This window comes from Halorubrum sp. B53, assembly GCF_059752395.1.
The window spans coordinates 1-23,225 of the sequence record NZ_MWTH01000006.1; the positions used below are offsets into that span (position 1 = coordinate 1).

Annotated in this window: 23 protein-coding genes and 1 other RNA gene; 13 read left to right on the top strand and 11 right to left on the bottom strand. The window is 69.6% G+C overall.

Annotation, left to right across the window (positions count from 1 at the left end):
• The first annotated feature begins 413 nt into the window (after positions 1-413).
• From B4V06_RS05240 to B4V06_RS05255, 4 genes are all read left to right on the top strand, one after another.
• Positions 414-1,532: a BMP family lipoprotein gene (locus tag B4V06_RS05240; RefSeq protein ID WP_255212551.1), complete on the top strand. Its 1,119-nt coding sequence runs from the start codon at positions 414-416 to the stop codon at positions 1,530-1,532.
• Between the two features lie 86 nt (positions 1,533-1,618).
• Positions 1,619-3,166, top strand: coding sequence for an ABC transporter ATP-binding protein (locus B4V06_RS05245; protein ID WP_498168655.1), 1,548 nt, complete (start codon positions 1,619-1,621; stop codon positions 3,164-3,166).
• Between the two features lie 50 nt (positions 3,167-3,216).
• Positions 3,217-4,293 (top strand): ABC transporter permease, encoded by a 1,077-nt coding sequence (locus tag B4V06_RS05250; protein ID WP_123114459.1) that lies wholly within the window; start codon positions 3,217-3,219, stop codon positions 4,291-4,293.
• Positions 4,290-5,339, top strand: coding sequence for an ABC transporter permease (locus B4V06_RS05255; protein WP_123114460.1), 1,050 nt, complete (start codon positions 4,290-4,292; stop codon positions 5,337-5,339). The genes B4V06_RS05250 and B4V06_RS05255 overlap by 4 nt, the downstream gene beginning before the upstream one ends.
• A 38-nt stretch (positions 5,340-5,377) precedes the next feature.
• On the opposite strand, the gene B4V06_RS05260 is transcribed toward B4V06_RS05255, so the two are convergent.
• The 3 genes from B4V06_RS05260 to ligA all read right to left on the bottom strand — a co-directional run bounded on the left by B4V06_RS05260 (position 5,378) and on the right by ligA (position 8,968).
• Entirely contained in the window at positions 5,378-6,112 is a 735-nt protein-coding gene (locus B4V06_RS05260) for an MBL fold metallo-hydrolase (RefSeq protein ID WP_123114461.1), read from the bottom strand.
• A 55-nt stretch (positions 6,113-6,167) separates the two neighbouring features.
• The gene (locus B4V06_RS05265; RefSeq protein WP_498168059.1) at positions 6,168-7,049 is read right to left on the bottom strand and encodes a hypothetical protein; all 882 of its coding nucleotides are present in this window, start codon (positions 7,047-7,049) and stop codon (positions 6,168-6,170) included.
• Between the two features lie 83 nt (positions 7,050-7,132).
• On the bottom strand, positions 7,133-8,968 hold the full coding sequence (gene ligA / locus B4V06_RS05270; RefSeq protein WP_498168062.1) for an ATP-dependent DNA ligase LigA: 1,836 nt from the start codon (positions 8,966-8,968) through the stop codon (positions 7,133-7,135).
• Between the two features lie 158 nt (positions 8,969-9,126).
• Between ligA and B4V06_RS05275 the strand changes: the two genes are divergently transcribed.
• Positions 9,127-10,692, top strand: a complete 1,566-nt coding sequence (locus B4V06_RS05275; protein ID WP_498168065.1) for a glutamate-cysteine ligase family protein — start codon at positions 9,127-9,129, stop codon at positions 10,690-10,692.
• A 434-nt stretch (positions 10,693-11,126) separates the two neighbouring features.
• Here the strand turns inward: B4V06_RS05275 and ffs are convergent.
• Together ffs and B4V06_RS05285 are read right to left on the bottom strand one after the other, a co-directional pair.
• An RNA gene (gene ffs / locus B4V06_RS05280) (signal recognition particle sRNA) lies at positions 11,127-11,438 on the bottom strand.
• A gap of 49 nt (positions 11,439-11,487) precedes the next feature.
• A complete protein-coding gene (locus tag B4V06_RS05285) occupies positions 11,488-11,901 on the bottom strand; it encodes a DUF7548 family protein (protein WP_123114465.1) in 414 nt (137 codons plus the stop codon).
• A gap of 203 nt (positions 11,902-12,104) precedes the next feature.
• Between B4V06_RS05285 and B4V06_RS05290 the strand changes: the two genes are divergently transcribed.
• Positions 12,105-12,563, top strand: a complete 459-nt coding sequence (locus tag B4V06_RS05290; protein ID WP_123114466.1) for a DUF7992 family protein — start codon at positions 12,105-12,107, stop codon at positions 12,561-12,563.
• Positions 12,564-12,596: 33 nt separating this feature from the next.
• On the opposite strand, the gene B4V06_RS05295 is transcribed toward B4V06_RS05290, so the two are convergent.
• Positions 12,597-13,622 (bottom strand): aldo/keto reductase, encoded by a 1,026-nt coding sequence (locus tag B4V06_RS05295; RefSeq protein ID WP_498168069.1) that lies wholly within the window; start codon positions 13,620-13,622, stop codon positions 12,597-12,599.
• A 62-nt stretch (positions 13,623-13,684) separates the two neighbouring features.
• On the bottom strand, positions 13,685-13,963 hold the full coding sequence (locus tag B4V06_RS05300; RefSeq protein ID WP_123114468.1) for a ribonuclease P protein component 4: 279 nt from the start codon (positions 13,961-13,963) through the stop codon (positions 13,685-13,687).
• Positions 13,964-14,105: 142 nt separating this feature from the next.
• Between B4V06_RS05300 and B4V06_RS05305 the strand changes: the two genes are divergently transcribed.
• From B4V06_RS05305 to B4V06_RS05325, 5 genes are all read left to right on the top strand, one after another.
• Positions 14,106-14,300, top strand: a complete 195-nt coding sequence (locus B4V06_RS05305; protein WP_176329321.1) for a methytransferase partner Trm112 — start codon at positions 14,106-14,108, stop codon at positions 14,298-14,300.
• 48 nt (positions 14,301-14,348) lie between these two features.
• Positions 14,349-14,930 (top strand): DUF7524 family protein, encoded by a 582-nt coding sequence (locus B4V06_RS05310; protein ID WP_498168072.1) that lies wholly within the window; start codon positions 14,349-14,351, stop codon positions 14,928-14,930.
• 188 nt (positions 14,931-15,118) lie between these two features.
• Complete coding sequence (locus tag B4V06_RS05315; protein ID WP_004050211.1) at positions 15,119-15,307, top strand: hypothetical protein; 189 nt, start codon at positions 15,119-15,121, stop codon at positions 15,305-15,307.
• Positions 15,308-15,329: 22 nt separating this feature from the next.
• A complete protein-coding gene (locus B4V06_RS05320; protein WP_498168076.1) occupies positions 15,330-15,857 on the top strand; it encodes an RNA-binding protein in 528 nt (175 codons plus the stop codon).
• 115 nt (positions 15,858-15,972) lie between these two features.
• A complete protein-coding gene (locus B4V06_RS05325; protein ID WP_498168078.1) occupies positions 15,973-17,403 on the top strand; it encodes an FAD-dependent oxidoreductase in 1,431 nt (476 codons plus the stop codon).
• A gap of 22 nt (positions 17,404-17,425) precedes the next feature.
• Here B4V06_RS05325 and B4V06_RS05330 read toward each other — a convergent pair whose 3' ends face one another.
• From B4V06_RS05330 to B4V06_RS05345, 4 genes are all read right to left on the bottom strand, one after another.
• Positions 17,426-17,998, bottom strand: a complete 573-nt coding sequence (locus B4V06_RS05330) for a hypothetical protein (RefSeq protein WP_498168081.1) — start codon at positions 17,996-17,998, stop codon at positions 17,426-17,428.
• Entirely contained in the window at positions 17,995-18,489 is a 495-nt protein-coding gene (locus B4V06_RS05335; protein ID WP_123114473.1) for a phosphopantetheine adenylyltransferase, read from the bottom strand. The genes B4V06_RS05330 and B4V06_RS05335 overlap by 4 nt, the downstream gene beginning before the upstream one ends.
• Positions 18,490-18,592: 103 nt before the next feature.
• Complete coding sequence (locus tag B4V06_RS05340; protein WP_498168084.1) at positions 18,593-19,234, bottom strand: helix-turn-helix domain-containing protein; 642 nt, start codon at positions 19,232-19,234, stop codon at positions 18,593-18,595.
• 105 nt (positions 19,235-19,339) lie between these two features.
• Entirely contained in the window at positions 19,340-20,419 is a 1,080-nt protein-coding gene (locus B4V06_RS05345; protein WP_498168086.1) for a glutamate--cysteine ligase, read from the bottom strand.
• 438 nt (positions 20,420-20,857) lie between these two features.
• Between B4V06_RS05345 and B4V06_RS05350 the strand changes: the two genes are divergently transcribed.
• Both B4V06_RS05350 and B4V06_RS05355 read left to right on the top strand, forming a co-directional pair.
• Entirely contained in the window at positions 20,858-22,201 is a 1,344-nt protein-coding gene (locus tag B4V06_RS05350) for an FAD-dependent oxidoreductase (RefSeq protein ID WP_498168089.1), read from the top strand.
• The gene (locus B4V06_RS05355) at positions 22,198-23,106 is read left to right on the top strand and encodes an alpha/beta fold hydrolase (RefSeq protein ID WP_123114477.1); all 909 of its coding nucleotides are present in this window, start codon (positions 22,198-22,200) and stop codon (positions 23,104-23,106) included. Before B4V06_RS05350 ends, B4V06_RS05355 begins: the two co-directional genes overlap by 4 nt.
• The last annotated feature ends 119 nt before the right edge of the window (positions 23,107-23,225 follow it).

The window sequence follows — 23,225 nt, forward strand, 5'->3', positions numbered from 1 at the left end:
CTTGCTATCGACGGTTGATTGTGTAGGAGTTGTCGGATTCATCCTGACCCTAAAGGGTCAGGTATTCTCCTTGATTCTCTATAACATATTTGGTTTCGTATGAATTCGCTGTCCGGAGTCGACGCTTCGGGTCGTGACTCCCGTACAACGCCGCTCGTAAAGAAATATGATACTGTACGACCAGCGGAGTGTTTTCGACGATTCGGTCGAAACGGTGTCTTCACTGTCAGTTTCTCGATCGCGTCTGAGGTCGTATCAGCCGGAATCTGGGATTTGTTTTAATCTTGTTATAAACACACAAATATGTGGAGGAAATTGTCAGTCGATCCCCCCATCGAGGGTAGTTCACTCGACACCCAACTCCGGTGTCCCCTGAATTTATAACGGATGATTGTGGACGATAAGACACATCCATGACAGAAAATCGTAAATCGATCGGCGAGACCGAGGGCGTCGACCGGCGGACGGTGCTCGCTTCGGGGAGCGCGCTCGCGACGGGGACCGCCTTCGCCGGCTGTCTCGGCGGCGGCGACGGCGGCGACAGCGGCGACGGCGGATCGGAGTCTGCGACGAATATCGCGATCGTCTCCAGCCCGGCCGGGTTCGATGACAACGCGTTCAACGACCTAGCGGTCGAGGGGCTCCAGGCCGCACAGGAGGAGTACGAGATCGAGATCAATCAGGTCGAGGAGACCCAGCAGTCGAACTACCAGTCCACGCAGGCGAACCTCGCCGAGAGCGGCGACTACGACCTCATCGTGTTGGTCTCGTACAACCACACCGAGGCCCTCACGCAGAACGCCGCGGACTACCCGGACCAGAACTGGATGCTCATCAACGCGCACGTCGACGAGCCCAACGTGGCTGGGTACACGTGGGCCAACCACGAGATGTCCTATCTCGCGGGCGTTCTGGGCGGAACGATGACGACCGAGGAGCTCTCTCACGAGGGCAACTCGAACGATCCGAGCGACGCACACATCGGCTTCGTCGGCGGCGTCGACGGATCGCTCATCAACGCGTTCGAGCGGTCGTACGTCGCCGGCGCGGAGTGGGTCAACTCCGACGTCACCGTCGACGTCGGGTACATCGGCGATTACAGCGACACGGACACCGCCGCTAGCATCGCCTCCTCCCAGTACGACAACGGCGCAGACATCGTCTACCACGCCGCGGCCGCGGCCGGACAGGGCGTCTTCGAGTCCGCCCAGGAGAACAACCGCTTCGCGATCGGCGTCGACGCGGACCAGTCCCTGACCCTCGAAGAGTTCCAAGACGTCATTATCGGCTCCGCGGTCAAGTACATCAACGAGGGGACTCAGGAAGTCGCTTCGGCGGTCGCCGAGGGCGACTTCGAGAGCGTCACAGGCGCGAACACGCTCGGACTCGACGAGGAGGGCGTCGACCTCGTGATCGGTCAGGCGTTCGACGGCGACATGCCCGACGTCGTGTCGCAGAACATTCAAGAGGCGAAAGACGGCATCACGAGCGGCGATATCGAGGTTCCGTGTTCCGCCTCCGGCTGTAACTGAGTCGCTCGCGGTTTCTGACCGGTATTTGTAATCACACTTTCTCACAAAGGACAATGACAACTGAAAACGAACCACCCGCCGTCCGCATGGAGGGTATCACGAAACGATTCGGCGACGTCGTGGCGAACGACGACGTCGATTTCTCGTTGGAGAAGGGGTCGATTCACGCCCTCCTCGGTGAGAACGGCTCCGGCAAGACGACGCTGATGAGCGTCCTCTACGGACTCTACGAGAAGAACGCCGGGACGATTCACGTCGACGGCGAGCCCGAAACGTTCGAATCGCCCAGAGACGCGATGGACGCGGGCGTCGGCATGATCCACCAGCATTTCCAGCTCGTGGAGACGATGACCGTACTCCAGAACATCATCCTGGGCCACGAGCCAACCGATAACGGGTTCGTCGACACGGCGACCGCTCGAACCGATATCGAGGAGATCTGCTCGCGCTACGATTTCCACGTCGACGAGTTCCTCGACACGAAGATTCAGGACCTCGATCTCGGTGCCCGCCAACGCGTCGAGATCGTGAAAAGCCTCTATCGCGGCGCGGATATCCTCATCCTCGACGAACCGACTGCGGTTCTCACTCCCCAGGAGATCGAGGATCTGCTCGACTTGATGTCGGAACTCGCAGACGCCGGTCACTCGCTCATATTTATTACGCACAAGCTGGGGGAGGCGCTCGACGCGGCCGACGAGATCACCGTGCTACGAGACGGCGAGGCAATCGGCACAGTCGACGCCGGAGAGAGTTCAGAAGAGGAGCTGGCGCGGATGATGGTCGGCCGAGAAATTCAGTTCGATCGCCCGTCTCGAGACCCGCCTCGAGGGGATTCCGTATTGGAAGCGACCCGGCTCCACGTGCGAGACAGTCGGGATCTCGAGCAGGTGAGCGGCGTCGATCTCGCCGTGCGGGAGGGTGAAATTCTCGGCATCGCCGGCGTCCAGGGAAACGGGCAGACCGAGCTCGTCGAGGCGCTGACGGGGCTGCGTGACGTCGACTCCGGAACCGTCCGTTTCCACGATCGGGACATCACGGATACGAACAGACGCCAGCGGATCAGAGACGGAGTCGCGTACATCCCGGAGGACCGGACGACGGAGGGACTCGTTCAGGACTACACGCTGGTTCGCAACGCGTTACTGGGGAACCAGACCGTCGAACCGTTCGTCGATAACGGGATGATCGACTGGTCGGCCGTCGACGACCACGCCGAGGATATCATCCGGGAGTACGACGTGCAGCCACCGGACAAAAGCACCGACGCGAAGTCGCTGTCCGGCGGGAACCAGCAGAAGTTCATCGTCGGACGGGAGATCGAACACGAGCCCGACGTCATGATCGCGTCTCACCCGACGCGGGGGGTCGACATCGGCTCGATCGAGTTCATTCACGACCGGTTGCTGGAGCTGCGTGAGTCGGGGATGGCGATCGTCGTCGTCTCCTCGAAGCTCGACGAGATCCAGAAACTCTCGGACCGGATCGCGGTGATGTACGAAGGCGAATTTATCGGGACCGTCGATCCGGCCGAAACCACCGAAGAGGAACTCGGGATGCTGATGGCCGGTCACGACACCTGCGACGGGGACGCCGCCCGTGAGAACACGCCCGATGGGGGTGTTCAGTCGTGAGCGGATCGTCCGGACGCCTCTATGCCGCAATCGATCGAGCGGCTGACCGCATGTTACGCGCGTCGGTGATCGAACGGTTGGCGATCGCGACGGCTTCGACAGCACTGGCCCTGCTAATCGGAGTCACCATCGTCGCGGCAGCCGGTTACGACCCGGTGCAGTTCATCACGAACGTGATAGAAGGTGCCCTCGGCGGACGGTCGGCTATCGCGCGGACACTGCGGTTCTCGACGCTGTTCATCCTGACCGGCGTCGCGGTTGCGGTCGCGTTCCGAGCAGGCGTGTTCAACATCGGCGTCCAAGGGCAGTTCGTCGTCGGCGGCTTCGCGACTATCATGTCGATCATCTGGACGGCACCGCTGTTGCCCGAAGGCGTCGTCGGGGGCGTCGGATTACTTCTCGTCGGGTTCCTCGCCGGGATCTTCGCGGGCGGCGCCTACGGAGCGCTCCCGGGCGCGCTGAAGGCCTACGCTGACGCCAACGTGATCATCACCACGATCATGTTGAACTTCATCGCGACCGGCGTCGTCGGGTGGCTGGTCCAGAATCCGTTTCGCGGTGAGGGGAACGCGGCGCCGAACACGGAGCGGATTCCGGAGTACGTCTCTCTGCCCGGTATCGTGTTCGACAGTTCCGGGTTCTCGATTATCGGATTGGGGATCGCGCTCGCGGCCGTCGCGGTGGTCTTCGTCGTGATGGAACGCACCCGATTCGGGTACGACATGGTGACCAGCGGCCATCAGGAATCGGCGGCGACGTACTCCGGTGTTGGCGCCGAGCGGACGGTCGTCCTGACGATGACGCTCTCGGGGATGGTCGCGGGACTCGCCGGCGCGGTGTTCGCGATTATGGTTCAGGGCTACTACACCGACCCGAGCGGCATCGGTACGTACGGATTCGACGCGATCGCCGTGAGCCTGCTCGCCGCGAACAACCCGCTCGGAATCGTTCCCGCCGGACTGTTGTTCGGGGGGCTCGACTCGGCCGGATCACACATCGGGATTTACTCCGACGTTCCCGTCCAGCTCATCGACGGCGTCATCGGGCTCGTCATTCTCTTCGTCGCCGTGCCGGAACTGTTCCGGATGGCCGCGGAACGAACCGGCCTCGGAGGTGAGAGCCGATGAGTCTCGCCGAGTACGCCGGCGAAAATCGGATCCGGATCGCGGGCATCGTCGCCGTCGTCGGCGTGGCGGTCCTCGCGACGGTGGCGATGGACCTGCCGATCATCGATATCGTTACGATCGGGTTCGTGGAGCGCTCGCTACAGGCCGCGACCCCTATCGCACTGACGGCGATCGGTGGGCTGTACGCCGAGAAGAGCGGAGTCTTCAACATCGGCGTCGAGGGGTTCATGATCTTCGGGGCGGCGACCGCGGCGACGATGATGTGGATCATCAGCGGGGGGTCCCCCGGCCAGAGCGATATCTGGCTCGCGATTCTCGCTTCGGTCCTGATCAGTCTGGCGTTCGCGATCGTGTTCGCCGTCCTGTTGATCCGGTACGAAGCGGACCAGATCGTCGCGGGGCTGGCGCTCTGGTTCATCGGTCTCGGGTTCGGGCCGTTCATGGCGGTCCTCGTCTGGGACAGCCGAAACAGCCCGAGCCTCGAGAGCATCAACGACCTGACTGTCCCGGTGCTTGCGGATATTCCGGTGCTCGGTCCGATCTTCTTCGACACGTCGCCGCTGGTGCTGGTCACTGCCGTTCTGGCCGTCGCCGCGTGGAAGTTCCTCAACGACACGCGATACGGATACTGGATCCAGGCGGCCGGTGAGAACCCGGAAGCGCTCGATACGGCCGGCGTCAGCGTCACGCGAGTCCGGTACGCCGCCGTGATCTTCTCCGGTGTCATGGCCGGGCTCGGCGGTGCGGTGTTGCTGGCGCAGGCGGGTTCGTTCACTGGGACTGGCGACACGATGGTCAGCGGCCGCGGCTGGATCGGTATCGTCGCCTACTTGTTCGGGAACTACAACCCGATCGGGGCCGCCATCGCGGCGCTCGTGTTCGGCGGACTGGATATGCTGCAGATCCAGTTACAGACCGTCGGCATCAACGTTCCCAACCGGCTCGTTAACCTATTCCCGTACGTCGGCGTGATCGTCGTCCTCACCGTCTGGGGCTCCACGCGGACGCCCTCCGCCGTCGGGGAGTCGTACGAGAGCGAAGAGTGAAGTCGGGCGGAGCGGTCGCGCCGTCCGCGGTGCCGCCCCTACTGAGTCGCCGACCGGGCGTCCAGCGCGACGGGGATCGACCGGGCGGCGACGTCGCCAGCGAACGCCTCCCCGTCCGCTTCTAGCATTTCGAAGGTGTCGTAGTGGATCGGGACGACCAGGTCCGGGTCCATCGCCTCGGCGAGCGCCGCGCTCTCGTGGCGGTCGGCGACGATGCCGCCGCCTCCGATGTTCGCGAGGAAGATCGAGACGTCGAGCTCCGCGAACGCGTCGAGCGCGTCCGAGTCCCCCGGCCAGAAGACGGTGCGGTCGCCGAGGCCGAGCAGGAACCCGCAGCCGAACCCGGGCGGGTGCGTCACCGAGCCGTCGGGGCCGGCGTTCGGGCCCTCCGGATCGTTGTGGGCCGCGACCGACCACACGGTCGCCTCCCCCGCGGGCGTGTCGACGTCGACGCGCGACTCGTCGTCGACGCGGACCACGTCGTAGTCGTCTGCGAGCGAGCCGATCGACTCCACGTCGCGGTCGATCCCCGCCGGGTCGACCGCCTCGTAGATCACGAGCGTCGCGTCCTCGCTCGCGACCGACCGGATCCCCTCGGGGTCGTAGTGGTGGTCGTGGGTGACGACGACGAGGTCGCCGTCGCGCGCCCAGTAGTCGTCGAGCACGCCGTACCGCCCCGGGTCGGTGTAGGCGACCGGGCCGCCCTCGGGCGCGAGCCGCGCCGTCGCGTAGCCGAGCCACTCCACCGCGAAGTCGTCGTAACGGACCGTCATGGCTCACGGTCGGATCGCGGGCGCCTTGAGGGTGGCTATGCGTGGTCGACGGCGGTTACGCCGGGTCGACCGCGTCGACGCGGATCAGCTCCCAGGCGTCGTCGAGGCCGGGTCCGGCGCCGTCCTCGCCGTCACCCTCGCGGCCGCCCCCACTCCCGACGCCCCGATCGGGCCCGTACGCCGGGCCGAGCACGTGTTCCGGGACGATTGGCATCGGGATTGGGACGTAGCCCGCCGATTTCATCGGCGCGAAGCCGCTGGCGCTCTCGACGACCGCGCCGTCGGCGCCCCGGCGCACCCGGAACCGCTTGTCGTCCGGGTGGCGGCTGTACGCGTACGGGAACGCCTCGGCCGGCGGCTCGCGGAGGCTCTCGACGCCCGCGAGCACCGCGACGACCCGCCCGTCGACCTCGCAGACCAGCCGCGGGACGGCCGGGCGACCCGCCTCGTCGACGGCCGCGGCGTCGACGCCCGCCCCCGCGGGGACCGGCCCGGCCGGCGTGTCGGTCTCGCGCCACGCGAACGTCGGCTCCCCGAGCCCCTCGAAGCGGACGCAGGCGTACCCGCCGCCGGCGACGGGGATCCGGTCGGGCCCGGCGTGAAACGTCCGGCGCCCGTCGCGCTCGGCGACGAGCAGCGGGGGGTCGGCGAGCAGCGACCGCACCGTTTCGGCCGTCGCATCGTCCTCAACGACGAAGCAGACGCGCCGGTCGCGGTCGAGCGCGTGCGCGAGCCGAGAGCCGATCACCGTCGCCGTCGCGTCGTCGGGCGTGAGCGGCTCGACCGCGAGGGACGCCTCCCCCTCCGAACGGGTCGCCACCGCCGGGGGCTCGGCCCGCGTCTCCGGGTGGGAAACCTCGTATCCGTCGTCGGCGAGCCGGGTCGCGGCCGCGTCCGTCAGCCGCTGTCGCGTCGCGTCCCCGAGCGGGCCTGGCATGGGAGTTCGTAAGAACCCGAGGGTGAAGGAGTTTCGCGTGGTCGGTCCGCGTTCGGCCGGGTGCCGGACCCTCTTATAAAAGACTACGCCGCGTCGCCGGCGAGGCGCGCGACCCGCTCCAGCGAGTCGGCGTCCGCGACCGACTTGTCCTCGCGGACGCCGACGAACCGCGGGAACCGCAGCGCGTAGCCCGACGAGTACGTCGGGGACGTCTGGATCTCCTCGTAGCCGACCTCCAGGACGACCGCGGGCCGGATCGCGAGCTCGGTCCCGTCCTCGCTCACCACGTGGGGCTCCAGCCGCTCGGTGAGGTCGGCGAGCTCCTCGTCGGTGAGGCCGGTCGCGACCTTGCCGATGGTCGCGAACTCGTCGTCTCCCGTCTCGGCCCTCCTCGAGTCCGGCTCGGCCGACGCCCCGTCCGCCCCCGCCCGCACGCCGAGCAGGAACGTCCCGAACAGGTCGGCGCGGCGCCCCTCGCCCCACTCCGCGCCGACGACGACCGCGTCGAGCGTCTCCACGTCGGGCTTGCGCTTCAGCCACTCCCGGCCCCGGTCGCCCGGGGTGTAGGCCGCGTCCGGGTCCTTCAGCATGACGCCCTCGTGGCCCGCGTCGAGCGCGGCCGCCTCGGCCGCCTCGATCGCCTCGACGTCGCTCGCGGTCTCCAGTTCCGCGGCCGCGCCCGGGAGGATGTCGACGAGGCGATCGTGGCGCGCCCGGAGCGGCTCGTCGAGGAAGTCCGCGCCGTCGGCGTGGAGGCAGTCGAAGGCGTGGAGCCGGAGCGACACCTCGTCGCGCATCCGGTCGACGTCGTGTTTCCGGCGGAAGCGCCGCAGCACCTCCTGGAACGGGAGCGGGTCGCCGCCGTCGTCGACCGCGACCACCTCACCGTCGAGGATGACCGGGACGTCGGCGCGGTCCGAGACGCGCTCGGCGATCTCCGGGAGCGCGTCGGTCACGTCGTCCATGTTGCGGGAGTAGAGTTCCGGGCCGAGCGCTCCGCCGTCGGCCTCGTCGCCGTCCTCCGGCACGTCGCCGTCCTCCGGCACGTCGCCGTCGCCCTCGGGCACGTAGTGAATCTGCACGCGCGCCCCGTCGAACTTGGTCTCGACGGCGACCTCGCCGAACGACTCGACCGCGTCGGTCGCCGTCCCCGCCTGCGCGAGCATCGCCTGCACGGGGCGCCCGACCTCGAGCCCCTCCGCGCGGAGGCCGGCGAGCCCCTCGTCGCGCGCGAGCGTCGCGACGCGGCCGTAGTCGTTCGTCACCTGCAGCGCGCGCTCGACGGTCGCGACCGCCTCGTCGTCGGCGCGGAGGGCGGGCTCCGCGTCGTCGCTCTCGGCGGACTCGGACTCCGATTCGGTCAGGAACGCCTCGGCGACCGCGTCGCGGACGGTTCCCTCGCCGACGCCGATCCGCATCTCGCCGAGCACCAGGCGCGCGAGGAACTTCGCTTCGGCCGGCTCACACCGGTTGAAGAGGCCGAACAGCGCGTCGAGCTTGCGCGACTCGCTGCCGTCGCCCGACGCGGCCGCCAGCTCCCGCAGCGCCCCGTCGACCTCGGCGACCGTGAGCGCGTCGCGGCCCTCGCCGAAGGCGGCGAGGCCGCGCTGGCCGCCGAAGTCGAAGCCGGCGGCGACCGCGCCGATCTCGCCCGCCGCCGCGAGCCGGTCCTCGACGTCGGCGGCCGTCACGTTCGGGCCCGCGGCGCGGGCGATGGCCTCCCGGCACAGCGCCGGGCCGATATCGAGGGTCCGCGTGTCGTGCGCCGGGAAGACGCGCCCGAGCAGGAAGCGAGTGACCGTCGGGAGGTCGTCGCCGTCGGTCGCACGGAGCAGGTCGGCGACCGCGAGCGTCGTCCCGATGTCGCCCGGCTCGGCCGCGAGCTCCTCGGCGCGCGCGGCGAACGTGGCGAACTCCATGGGCGGAGTCGGCGATCGGCGGGCAAAAGCGCGCCGGTCCGTCCCGTCGACCGACCGCTCGCCGCCTGCCGGTCCCCCCAACCGCTCACCGTGCCGACCGTCCCCACGCCGCCGATCGGCCGTAGGCCTTTTTACGAGGCCGACACGTCGACCGTCGCATGAGCACGGAGTCCGCCCTCGCAGACGGCGTCCGCGAGGCACTCGCCGTCGACCCGGACGAGTTCGCCGCGCGCGCCGAGGAGGAGGCGGAGATCGTCAAACAGGAGCTCCGCGACGGCTCCTTCGACAACCACCAGTCGATCGTCGGCTTCGAGTACGAGTTCTACGCGGTCGCCGACGGGCGCTGGAGCGAGGAGTCGCGGGCGGGCGAGTACGCCCTGATGCGCGTCCCGCGACGACTTCTGGAGCTGATGGGGTTCGAGAAGGAGCTCGGCCTCCACAACGCCGAGATGTCGACGAGCCCGCAGCCGCTCTCAGACCACGGGCTCCGGGCGCAGCTCGCGGAGGTACGGGCCCGGCTGGAGGCCGCGGAGAACACCGCGGGCGTCGAGGGGATGCGGCTCGTCTCCGACGGGATCTGGACCATCCCGCCGACCGGCGAGACGGCCCGAGGGTACCTCACCGACTGCGTCGACGTCGACGGCGTCACCGTCGCGGTCAACATGAGCGACTCGGTCCGGTACCACGCGATGGCGAACACGGGCGACGACGAGCAGGGGACGGTCGTCGAGGCGCCGGGGGTGTCGCTCGCGGCGGACACCGTGATGCCGGAGAGCCTCATCACCTCCATCCAGCCGCACTACCAGGTCGCCCACGCGGAGACGCTCCCGCGACACTTCCGCTACGGGCTCCGGATCGCGGGCCCCCTGCTCGCGCTCGGCGTCAACTCCCCCTTCTTTCCCCCGGAGTTGTACGACGACGGCTGGGACGGGGAGCGCGTCCTCGAGGAAGGGGCGACGGAGAACCGGATCCACGTGTTCGAGTCGGTGCTCAACGGGCGGACCGACGACGACAAGGTGCGGTTCCCGCGCGACGTGCACGACGTCGAGACCGCGATCGACCGGATCGTCGCCGACGAGACGCTCATCCCGATGCCCGAGCCCGAGGGGACCGATCGCTTCGACGACGCGTTCGCGACGTTCCGGACGAAACACGGCAGCTACTGGCGGTGGGTCCGCCCCGTCTTCGAGGGGGCGAGCCGGTCGAGCGCGAACGCCCGGATCGAGTTCCGCCCCATCGCGGCCCAGCCCACGGTCCGCGACTCGATCGCCTTCCAAGCGGCGTTCGCCGGGCTGATGGAGGCGCTCCCGCAGCGCGACCACCCGGTCATCGGGCTCGACTGGGAGACCGCCCGCGAGAACTTCTACGCCGCCGTCGCCGACGGGCTCGACGCCGACATCGAGTGGATCGGTCACGACGGCGAGCCCACGACCGACACCGACGCGGTGTACGGGGACCTCCTCGACCACGCCGAGGCGGGACTGCGGACCGCCGGCTGCCCGGAGGAGGAGGCGGCCTCGTGGCTCGCGCCGCTCCGATGGCGCGTCGCGAACCGGACCACGCCGGCGAGCTGGAAGCGCGACCGAGTCCGCGCGCGCCTCGACGCCGGCGACGACTTCGAGACCGCGGTCCACGACACCCAGCGCGAGTACATCGATCGGCAGTCCGAGACGCTCGTCGAGGGCGGCTTCTCCGCGTGGAAGGACAGCGGCGAGAGCGAGTAGCCGCTTATAAATACAGGTGGCCGAAGACCGCGCCGATCGACCCGGCGCGTGCCCGTGAGCGGCCGACAGGCCGCGAACAGCGAGGGACCTCCGGTCCCTCTGGCAGCCGGCGGCTTTGCCGCCGGCGACGGCACCGCGCGAGGGAGTCGCGACCGAAGGGAGCGACAGGGCGAGAGCGAAGCTCTCGCTTGCAACCGGACGTAGTCCGGTGACAGCGTGGCGCTACGCGCCACGGGCAGCCGGCGGCGGAGCCGCCGGCGACACCGCAGCGAGTGAGCGGAGCGAACGAGCGAGGAGCGCACCGAGCCGCGCGAGTCGTCGCGGCTGGGGCTTTGTGGGTGTTCACCGTCGAGTCCGAGTCAATCTCTTTTAAATGAGTAGTCGTGTCGCCAATCGAGTATAGCCCACGCTCACCGGATTAAAACGCGTATGAATGGCGGACAGGCGGGGTGGCCCGGCGTTCCGGCGCGGGGTATCCCGGTTGCCTTCTCCACCCCGCGACCCGACGAGCGACTGGCGTTCGGCGATGGGCTGCTCGCTTCCGCGCCTGACCCGGTGTCGCCGACGAACCGCGACGGACCGCTCCTGCGAGCGGGCGCCACGGACCGCTGTCCCCGGCGGACGAGGCTTCCACGTTGGCTCTCGGGGCCCGCGCCGGTCAGACCGGACGCGCCCGCTGTTCGGTCCCCGCTAAAGACTACCTCACGGGTGACGAGCGGGGCCTAACCGCCCGACCTAGTCCGTTTGTCGATACTCGGTTCCGGCATAAGGGCCTTTCGTTCGGCGGCTCGCTCCCTACGACAACAGGGCCCGGGCGTACGCCGCGGCGGCGAGCGGCACGGGAACCGTCAGCGCGACGACGACGCGCGCGTGCCACACCAGCCAGAGGTGGTCGCGGAAGACGGGGCTCGGCTCGATCGCCAGCGCCCACGTCGCCGCGCTCAGGGTCGTCGCGACCCCGAGGACGACGGCCACGCCGACGAGCGTTCCGGGGTCGAGGTTCCCCTGTTCGACCGAGGCGACGACGACCGCACTCAGCAGCGCGAACAGCGCGATCCCGCCGGCGCCGACGACTCCGGACGCGTAGTAGTCAGCGAGCTGTGACGCGTACTCCGGCCCCGAGATGAGCGCGTAGGGGGCCCCGAGCACGAGTACGGTGGCGACGGCGGCGGCGATCCCCGCCCGGCGCGAGACGTCACGGAGGTCCATGCCTTTCGGTCGGTCCGGGACCGCGGTAAAAGGACCGGATCGGCGGCGAGAGTCGCGGCGGCGCGCGCTTCGCTCGGGCCGACCGCCACCGCACCGCCGCGCCACTGCACCGCACCGCCGCGCCACTGCACCGCACCGCCGCGCCACTGCACCGCCGCGCCGACCCCCGTACCGTTTTGAGTCGCCGGCGCGGAGGGGGACGCATGAGTCTCGACGTCGACCCGCCGGAGCCGCCCGAGCTCGCCGCCGTGGACCCGAACGAGTACGAGGACGCCGAGGTCGCCGGCGGCGAGTACCGCCGCGACGACCTGGAGGCGCTCCTCCGCGAGGGGGCGTGGGAGGAGGCGTTCGCGGAGTGGGCCGCCGGCAGCGACATGGACGAATCGGACTGGCGGATCGCCGTCGATCTGGGCCTCGTCTCCCGGTTCGACTTCTTCTGGGACGACTTCGCCGACCGCGTCGGCTACCACGCGCCCGGGCTGCCGGAGGACTGGAAGGAGCGCGACCTCCACCCCGACCTCGACTCGTGGGGAACCGTCTCCGCGATCAACGCGGGGCTCACCGAGCTCGGCCAGATCGTCTGCGAGACGCTCAAAGAGGAGTACATCGACTGGGAGGCGGAGTTCGAGGCCCCCGACGACCTGCCCGACTTCGACGAATAGCGCGGCGCGTTCGTCTCTCCCTCTCTCGACCGCTCAGTGTCCCCAGAGCGTCCCGTCCGGGGCGTACCGCGCGTCCATGATCCGGTCCCACTGCGCGTCCGAGAGGTCGAGGTCGGTCGCGGCGACGTTCTCTTCCAGCTGCTCGGTCGTGCGCGCGCCGACGATGGGGACGCAGGTGAACTCGTCCCACTCCGTCAGCCACGCGAGCGCGACCTGCGCCGGGGTGGCGTCGAGCTCGGCGGCCACCTCGCGCACCGCGTCGAGGACCTTCCAGCCCCGCTCGGAGAGGTAGAAGCGCTCGAACCGATCGTCGAAGCTCGCGCGCGAGCCGTCCGGCGCGATCACCTGCTCGGGGTCGTCCGGGTCCGCGCGCTCGTACTTGCCGGTGAGGAATCCGCCCGCGAGCGGGGAGTACGGGCAGACGGCGATCTCCTGGTCGATACAGACGTCGAGGTACTCGCTCACGTCCTCGTAGTAGCCCGCGTGGTGGAGCGGCTGGACCACGTCGAAGGAGGCGTAGTCGTTGGCGTCGGCGGTCCACAGCGCCTTCGTCAGCTGCCACGCCGCCATCGTCGACGCGCCGAGGTAGTGGACCTTCCCCTCCGAGACGAGCTCGTCGAGGACGCGCATCGTCTCCTCGATCGGCGTCTCCTCGTCCCAGCGGTGGATGTAGTAGATGTCGAGGTAGTCGGTGTCGAGCCGGTCGAGCGTCCCCTCGACCTGCGCCCGGATGTGCTTGCGCCCGAGCCCGGAGTCGTTGGGGCCGGGCTCGCCGCACCCGTCGAACGGGAAGTACACCTTCGAAGCGACCACGTAGTCCTCGCGGTCGCGCTCCGCGAGCCACTCGCCGATGTACTGCTCGCTCGTCCCGTTCGGGTTCCCGTACACGTTGGCGGTGTCAATGAAGTTGATCCCGTGGTCCGCGGCCGCGTCGAGCAGCTCGTGGGCCTCCTCACGGCCCGTCTCCACGACGCCGTTCGTCTCCCGCCCGAAGCGCCACGTCCCGAAGCAGAGCTCCGAGACGCTGAGTCCGGTGTTCCCGAGCCGTCGGTAGTCCATACCCGACTCTCTCGGCGGCGGTTTATAAAGCGTAACGGCAGCGGCGGAACGCGGCGTCGCGGTCAGTCGAACGGGTACCGCGCCGTCGACCCGCACTCGCGGCAGCGGACCACGACGCGGCCGGGCCGGAGCCGGACGCGGCCCGTCTTCCCGGGCCGGAGGTAGACGTCGCAGTCGTCGCAGGTCCGCCGGGAGAAGTCGGCCGGGAGGCCGCAGCGGTTCCGCTCCGCGATCCGGCGCGCGAGCGCGACGTACTCCCGGGAGCGGTCGTACTCGCCGTCGACGACCGCCTCGCGGGCAAGCGTCAACAGGCGCTCGATCCGTTCCGACGGGATCCCCATGTCTCGCCGGGCGTGTCGGACCGGCAAAGTCGTTGCCATCGAGGGTCGGGACGGCGACCTCTCGGCGCGTCGACCGCGGTTGCGCTCGTCCCGGCGCGCCCGACCCGCACGCTTTTTTATCGGTCCACGCGAACGAGGTGGTATGAAAGAGTCCCTGATGGACGTCGTCTGCTGCCCGCTTGACAAGGCCGACCTCGAACTCGACGTCGACGACCGAGACGAGGAGGAGATCCTCGCCGGCACGCTCACCTGCGCCGAGTGCGGGGAGACGTACCCCATCGAGGACGGGATCCCGAACCTCCTCCCGCCGGACATGCGCGAGGAAGCGGCCGCGTAGTCCGAATCGTACTGCATCTTTTTTTAGTGTGAGTTCGTCGACCCGTACGTGCCGACACTCGCCGTCGAACTGAACGGGGACGCCGTCCACTCGATCCGGGCACCGGACCGGTTCGAGACGACCGGTCACTTCTCGATCGCCTTCGAGAACCTCGGTCGGTCGACGCACGTCCACCTGCACTTCGCCGACGAGCTCGACCGCGCCTGTTCGATCGGCGAGACGAACCACTTCGTCGACGACGAGTCGACCAGACGGGTCCACGTCAGCGTCGACGAGGTCGACGAGCCGGTCAGGGGGAAGCTGAAGATCGTCACCGGCTACGGCTCGAACACCCGGTACGTCGACGTCCGGATCGAGCCGCCGCCGGACGCCGGGGCCGACGAGGTCGCCGTCGACGAGACGCTCGCGAAGCCACCGGAGCGGCCGCCGGACCCACCGCCGCGGCAGCGCGCCGCGAACGCGGTCGTGGGCCTCGTGGAGCGCGGCGGGCTGCCGGCGGCCGCCCTCGGCTTCCTCGCCGTCGTCGCCGGCGTCGCCCTCGCGCTCACGATCGACAGCGTGGTCGTCTCGGTCGTCGTCGGCGTTGTCCTGGCGGTGTCGCTGGCCGCCGTGTTGCTCGCGGCCGTGTGACTTCCCGTGTTGCTCGCGGCCGTGTGGCTTCCCGTGTTGCTCGCGGCCGGGTCCCGCTGTGCTCCTCGCGGCCCCGCGTGGCTCGCGCGCCGCCCGCACCCCCGCGACCGCCGTTCGCTCACCCCCACGACCGCGCTCCGCCGCTCCGGATCCGCGCGCTTTTAACCGTCCCACCGGAACTGAACGCCATGAGCTTCGAGAAGGAAGACGAGGTCGTGCTCCACGACAAGCACAGCGAGTACGACGGCGAGACGGGCACGATCACGCAGGTGATGGAGACGATGTTCGGCGACGCGACCTACACGGTCAGCTTCGAGGACGGTCAGGAGACGGGCGTCCCCGAGGACGCGCTCGACGCCGTCGAGAGCGAGGAGTAACCGCCCCCCTTTCCCGACCCGCATGGCCAAAGTCCCCTTCCACTACGTCGACCTCCGGGCGTTCTCGTACGCCACCGAGGACGAGAAGCGGGTCGAAGACGCCCTCCGCACGTTCCTCCCCGAGGACGCCGAGATCGACCGCGTCGAGAACGTCGGTCACCACGGCGACCGGATCGTCGTCCTCTCCGCCCGGATCGAGAACGCCGACGGGATGCGCCACGTCCTCGACGCCTTGGCCGACCTCGACGACGTCGACCGCGTGATCGACGAGCTCGACCAGCGCGTCGACGACAACTGCGCGCTGTTCCTCCGCGTCGACAAGCAGGCCGCGTTCCGCGGCGACGTTCGGCTCGGGCCCGGGATCACCGTCCGCGCGAAGGTGGAGGCGTACCCGGCGAAGCAGGAGGCGGCCGTCGAGAACGCCCGCGAAACGCTATCCCGGCTGGCCGACGACGATGCGGCCGCTGGCGACGACGACGCGGCCGCTGGCGACGACGACGCGGCCGCTGGCGACGACGACGCGGCCGCTGGCGACGACGACGCGGCGTAATCGGTCCGAGCCCGCAACGGAGGGCGCGGACCACGCCTAACCCGCCGACCACGGAGCGGCGCGCGCGCCGCACCCGCGGCATGGCTTTTTGTGCGGTCCCGCCGTCGTCGGATTCATGAGCGATCCCTTCGTCGTGGTCGGCGCCGACGCCGCCGGGCTGAGCGCCGCCAGCAAGTTCCGCCGCGAGGCGCCCGACCGCGAGGTACTCGTCTTCGAGAAGGGGCGGTGGATCTCGTACGCCTACTGCGGGATGCCGTACTTCATCGAAGGCCGGATCGAACGGCTGTCGAACCTCCTGTCGCTGTCCCCGAGCGACGTCGACGAGCGGGGGATCGACCTCCGGCGCGGCCACGAGGTCGTCGGCGTCGACCCGGACGAGAAGACCGTCGCGGTCGAGACCGCCGACGGCGACGCCTTCGAGCAGTCCTACGGCGACCTCCTCGTCGCGACCGGCGGGCGCGCGTCGACCGGGCCGTTCGACGTGCGCGGCGTCGACGGCGCCTTCACCCTCCACAACATGGACGCCGCGGCCGCGATCGACGCGTACGTCGCCGAGCCGGACGCGTACGACCCGAACCGCGCCGACGTGAGCGCGGTCGACCGCGAGCGCGTCGAGCGCAACGCCGCGATGCCGGCCCCCGAGACGGCGGCGATCGTCGGCGGCGGCTACGTCGGCGTCGAGATGGCGGAGGCGCTCTCCGGTCGCGACCTCGACGTCCACCTCTTCCAGCGCTCCGACCACCTGCTCCCGCCGTTCGGCGAGGCGGTCGGCGAGCGCGTCGCGGCGGAACTGGTCGAACGGGGCGTGACGGTCCACACGGGGAGCCCCGTCGACCGGCTCGTCGGCGACGACCAGATCGAGGCCGTCGGCTTCGACGGAGAGGTGTTCCCCGTCGACATGGCGGTCGTCGGCGTCGGAATCGAACCGAACACGGAGCTGCTCGACGGGACCGGCGTCGAGCTCGGCGAGGGGGGCGCGATACTGACCGACGAGCACGGGCGGACGACCCTCCCCGACGTGTACGCCGCGGGCGACTGCGCGACCGCGAGACACGCCGTCACCGGCGAGCCGGCGTGGATGCCGCTCGGCCTCACCGCGAACCGCGCCGGGCGAGCGATCGGCGCCACCGTCGCGGGCGACCCCTCGCCCGTGGGTGACATCGCGGGCACCGCCGTTGTGAAGGCGTTCGACATGGAGGCCGGCCGCGTCGGCCTCGTCGAGGAGGAAGCCGCCCGCGATGCCGGCTTCGACCCGGTCCGCGAGACCGTCACCGCCGGCTCGCGGTCGGGCTACTACCCGGGCGCGGCGCCGACCGACGTGACGCTCGTCGCCGACCGCGACTCCGGTCGCCTGCTCGGCGGAAGCATCGTCGGGCCCGACCGCGCCGCGGTCCGGATCGACACGCTCGCGACCGCGCTGGAGGCCGACATGACCGTCCCGGAGGTCGAGCGACTCGACTTGGCGTACGCGCCGCCCTTCAGCCCGGTGTGGGATCCGATCCTCGTCGCGGCGAAGGTGCTCAACGGGACGCTCGACGCAGAGTAATCGCCCGGACGAGTCGTTCGCGTCAGTCGCTCGCGCTCGCGTTCGCGTCTTCGTCCTCTGTGGCGGCCGTATCGCTCTCTCCCTCGCCACCGCGACCGATACCGGCGACGACGCGTCCGATCGCGTAGCCCGCGAGCCCGATGGCGACCGCGGCCGCGAGGGCGACGCCGAGCGGGACAGCGACCGCGACTCCGAAGGAGAGTGGGTCGGTGAGGTCGATCGCGTAGGGGGCGGGGCCGACCGTGCGGAGGAGCACGGCGGCGAGGGGGCCGTACGCGAGCAGCACCGCGGGGAGCGCGCCGGCGCCGACCGCGGCGAACGCGACCGCCCCGACGGCGGTCAGCGCGGTGAGGACCGCGGCGACCGCCGCGACGACGCCCGACGCGGCGAGGACCGATCCCGCGGAGACCGCGGGGGCGACGGGGACGGCGGAGGCGGCGGGAGTCAGGCCAGCGAGCGCGCCGGCGATCGCGGCCGCGTCGAAGGCGACGTACGAGACCGCGAAGCCGACCGCGCTCCAGACGGCCGCGCGCTCGAACCCGGTCTCGCCGAGGGCGACGCGGGCGAGATGTCCGGGGTCGTCGTCCGGGGTCATTCCGGTCGGGTCGCGCCGCGCCCCTCGCGGTCGGGCGTGCGGTTGCCGTGCTCGTCGATCTCGCCCGCGACGATCCGCGTCGAGGAGATGCGTTCGCCGTCCTCGGCTTGGACGTGGTCGACGACGACCAGCTCGAGCGGGTCGTGGCCGTGTTCGCGGCGGATCTCGTTGATCCGCTCGCCGCCGGCCTTCGTCTCGGGCGAGACGATCAGCGCGTCGAACTCGGGCTCGACGGCGATGCCGGTCGGCTCGGTGAGCTCGCGGACCGCGAACTCGCGGTCGTGCTTCTCGGCCCGCGGCTCCAGCTCGGCCTCCAAGTCGCGCTTGCGGCGGTCGTACGGGCGGACGTAGCGCTCGACGTGTCGGGTCTTCGGCGCGAGCTCGTCGGACGTGAGGCCGACGGTGACGTCCCCCAACTCGAACGCCCGTTCGAACAGCTTCCGGTGGCCGTCGTGAACGGGGTCGAAGGTGCCACCAAGCGCGACGTTCATGTCCGTCGGTTGCGCGGCCGGAACTTAAATTGTCCCGAAGCCGGACTCGGTTCGCGGGCAGCACCGGCGCGCGCCGCCCCCGGCCGCTCGGTCGTCGTCGTCGCTATCGGTCGTCGTCGTCGCCAGTGCCGTCCGCATCGGCGTCGTCGTCCTCGCCGACTCCGGCGTTGTCGTCCTCGTCGACTCCTCCGTCGCCGCTCTCCCCGTCGCCGCCGACGGAGATTTGGACCGGCTCCGCGTCGCCGTCCGGGGACTCGCCGCCGAGCCGGCGGTCGAGGTTGAAGACGGCGTTCAGCTCGCGCTGGACGTCGCCGACGACGCCCCGGACCAGCTCGCTCGGCGCGATCGCCTCGTACTCGTAGGGGTTGTTGCCGGCGCCGCTCGCCTCGCGCTTGTCGCGCTCGACCTTCTCCTCGTCGTGGAGCTCCGCGAGCGCCTCGCGGACCGTGCTGGGGTAGAGCCCGGTGCCGTCGGCGACCTCATCGCTGGTGCTGTTCGGGTTGTCCCGCAGGTAGACGTAAATCCGCGCTCGGGTCTCGGTGTCGAGCAGCCACGCCAGCAGGTCGACGACGTTGTCGTCGAACCCCTTGACCGCCTTGTCGGCGCCCTCGCCGAGCCGCTCTTTGGTCTTGCGGAGCTCCTCTCGGGTCCGCTCGGTCGGCGACTCGTCACCGCCCTCCGCCGCCCCGAGGTCGTCGTCGTCCGGATCCGGGACGGGATCGCCGTCGAACTCGTCGCTTGTCATGTCCGAGAGTGGGGTCCGCGCGCCCAAAAGCGTTTCTCGTCGCTTTCGTTCCGACGGAACGCGACGGGACGATGCGACGGCTCCGTCCCCTCGTCGATCAGTTCCTCACGGCGACAGGGTCAGGTCCTCGCACAGCGCGTCGAGGCCGGACTCCTCGCGGAGCCGTCGCTGGCGCTCCGCGCCGCTCTCGGCGTCGTACACGTCGCGGATCCCCGAGACGCCGAGGCGGTCGCACTCGCGGTCGACGACCTCGCCGAGCGCGACCGTCTCCTCGCCGCTCCGGGCGACGAACGAGGCGTCGTGGCCGTGACGGATCGCGCGCCACTTGTTCTCGTCTAAGAGCTCGCGGCGGAGCGCCGGCGCGGACTCGCCGTCCGCGTAGCGCTCGGCGTAGTCGAGCACGAGCGCGTGGACGTACTCGACCAGCGCGAGGGTCACCGCGGGGTCGCGCTGGGCGTCGGGGGCGCGCACCTCGACCGTGCCGTGGCCGGTGTGCGGGCGGACGTCGAACCAGAGCTCGCCGCGGTCGGCGATGGAGCCCTGTTCGACCATGCGGCGCTCGTAGCGCTGGAAGGCGTCGAAGTCGTCGAACGCCGAGGGGATCCCGGTGTTCGGGAGGTTCTCGAAGACCTTCGCGCGGGCCGACGCGAGCCCGGTGTCGAAGCCGTTCCAGAACGGCGAGTTCGCGGACAGGGCGAGCAGCACGGGACAGTGCCAGCGGAGGCGATTGGCGATCCACACGGCCTTGTCCGCGTCGTCGACGCCGACGTGGACGTGGAGGCCGGCCGTGGTGTTGCGGTGTTGCGGGTACTGTATCCGGTCGAGCTGCGCCGTGTACCGCGGCTTCTCGACGTGGTCCAGCTCCCGCCACTTCGCCGCCGGGTGGAGCCCTGCGGCGGCGATCCGATAGCCGTCCGCGGCGGCGTGGTCGACGAGCGCCTCCCGCACCGTCGACAGGGCGGCCTCGGCGTCGGCGGGGTCCTCGATGCGCTCCGTCTGGGCCTCGATGGTGCACTGGAACAGCTCGTGGTCGAACCCCTCGGGCACCTCGCTCGGCGGGTCGCGGCCGTAGACGAGGTCGTCGGTTCCGGACGTCGGGCGACCGTCGGCATCCACGATGTAGAACTCCTCCTCGATGCCGAGCGTCCCCATGCTGGCGAACGCGTCCCGCGAACCGAGATCCATTACCCCTCCGTTCCGCCCCCGCGTTCTTATATGAATTGGAACCCGAAACGCAGCGCCGGTGTCGACAGCGAGCGTGTGAATTCCGGCCGACGGCGTCGTGACGTTCGACTGTGCGAACACCGGCGGGCGAGCATCGACGCCGCCGGCACACGCCTCCGAGCGCCCGTCAGAACGCGAGCGCCCCGTGCGAGTTCTCGCGGCCGGAGCTCGGAGCTTCCTCCCGCGTCAGCGGCAGCGACGACAGTTAGAGTCGTGACGGAGCGCGGCTCGTACCGCGGTACGATCGCGGCCGCTCCTCGGACCGTCCGAGACCGGCGTCGGATCGTTCGCCGCCCCGGCGATCGTCTCTATGGGTTGACTTTATTATCCTACAGAAGCGTTAGCTGTTACCAAGATTGGGCCGCCCACCGGAGAGCTGGACCATCCGACGATCGAGCTATGACGCTGGACGAGACCCTCAGATACGACGGAGAGCGGGTATCGACCAAGGGCGAACGAGCAGTGGTCTTGGGAGCGAGCATGGCCGGGCTGCTGGCCGCCCGCGTCCTCGACGACGCCTACGAGCGGGTCACGGTCGTCGAACGAGATGCCCTGCCGACGGCTCCCGAGACGAGGGCCGGCGTTCCTCAGGGGAAACACGTACACGTGCTTCTGGAGGCCGGCCGTTCGACCATCAGCGACCTCTTCCCGGGATACGGGGAGGACCTCGTCGACGCCGGGGCGCTGATCATCGACGTGGGCCAAGAACTGCGCCACTACGACGAAGGCGGCTACCTCACTCCGCCGGCGACGCGGATGGAGATGTACTGCGCGAGCAGGCCCCTCCTGGAGACGGTCGTCCGCCGGCGCCTCGCCGACTTGGACGGGGCGACGGTCCGGGACGAGACGCAGTTCGCGGCCTACCGGACCGACGCCGCCGGCGACCGGATCGACGGGGTCCGTGTCAGGGGCGACGACGGATTCGAGACGCTGGATGCGGATCTGGTCGTCGACGCGACGGGTCGGACCAGTCGAACGCCGGCCTGGCTGGCCGAGAACGGCTACGGTGAGCCCCCGGTCGAAGAGGTCGAGATCGACATGGTCTACAGCACCGTTCGGGTCGACCGTCCGGAGGGGGACCGCCGGATGCCGTTCGTCCCCCAGTCGGCGCCCAGAACCCGCGGGGGCGCTGCCTTCCCTGTCGAAGGCGGCGAGTGGGTTGTGACCCTCGGTGGGATGCACGAGACGGACCCGCCCGCCACCGTCGAGGAGTTCCTCCCGTACGCCCGGGAGCTCCCCATCGAGGAGATCGAAGCGATCCTCGCCTCGCACGAGGTGGTGTCCGCCGGCGTCGAACGGTATCCCTTCCCGTCGAACCGGCGAGTTCGCTACGAGGAGCTGGACCGGTTCCCCGGCGGCCTGGTCGTCGTGGGCGACGCGGTCGCGAGCTTCAACCCGATCTACGGCCAGGGGATGTCAGTCGCCGCCTTAGAGGCGTTAACGCTCCACGAAACGCTCGCCGCGAGCGGCGGCAGACCCATCGGCGAACGGTTCGCCGAGCGGACGGCGGACGTCGTCGACATCGCGTGGCAGATGGCCGTCGGGTCCGACGCCGCATTCGAGGAGACCACCGGACCGACGCCGCCGGGCGCTTCGATGTTCGACACCTACCTCTCGCGGCTGGTCCGTCAGGCCCACACCGACCCGCATCTCTCGGAGGCCTTCTACCGCGTCGTCGGGATGGAAGTCGCGCCCACTGATCTGCTCCGGCCGGGCACCGTCTGGCGGACGGTGACGCCATGAGCGGCTCGGACAGGGCGTCGGCGCCGCTTCCCGACGTTCCCGGCGTCGAACGCACGTACCGGGAGGTCAACGGCGTCGAACTCCACGCTGTCAGCGCCGGCGACCCCGACGATCCGCTGGTCGTCCTGCTACACGGGTTCCCCGAGTTCTGGTACGAGTGGCGCGAATTCCTAGACCCGCTCGTGGAGGCCGGCTACCGCGTCGTCGTCCCGGACCAGCGCGGCTACAACCGGAGCGAGAAACCCGACGGGTTCGACGCGTACAGCGTCGACACGCTCTCGGCCGATGTCGTCGGCCTCATCGAGACGGCGGGCCGCGAGAGCGCCCACGTCGTGGGACACGACTGGGGGGCGGCCGTGGCTTGGGACCTGGCGCTGCGCCATCCCGAAGTCGTCGACCGGCTCGGTATCGTCAACGTCCCACACCCGACCGTCTTCCAGCGGACGCTCACCTCCGACTTCGCTCAGCTGCGGAACAGCTGGTACATGTTCTTCTTTCAGTTGCCGCTGCTCCCTGAGTGGGTAACCAGCCGGAACCGGTTCGCCTTCTTCGTGAACGCGATGGAGGGCGGCTCGCGGGCGGGGACGTTCGACGAACAGGACTTCGAACGCTACCGACTGGCTTGGGGCCGCGAGGACGCCGTCGGCTCGATGATCGACTGGTACCGCGCCCTGTTTCGACGGCAGAGAGAGCCGCCCCGCGAACGGGTCGACGCTCCCACGCTCGTTGTCTGGGGCGAGAACGACCAAGCTCTGATTCCGCGGATGGCCGAGGAAAGCGTCCAATACTGTTCGGACGGGCGCTTAGAGCGATTCCCGGACGCGACTCACTGGGTGCCACACGAGTATCCCGACCGCGTCGCCGCACTCCTTCTGGAACATCTCGGTGCGGGCGCTCGCGACTGAACGACGCCACTGCCGTTGCTCCCGGCCGACGCGAGTCGTTCCGTGTGAGGGGGCGTTCCCCTGGGAGGGCGCCCTGCGATACGCTGTCGGTCCGGTTTGTCGGATCAGCGCCGCGGGCG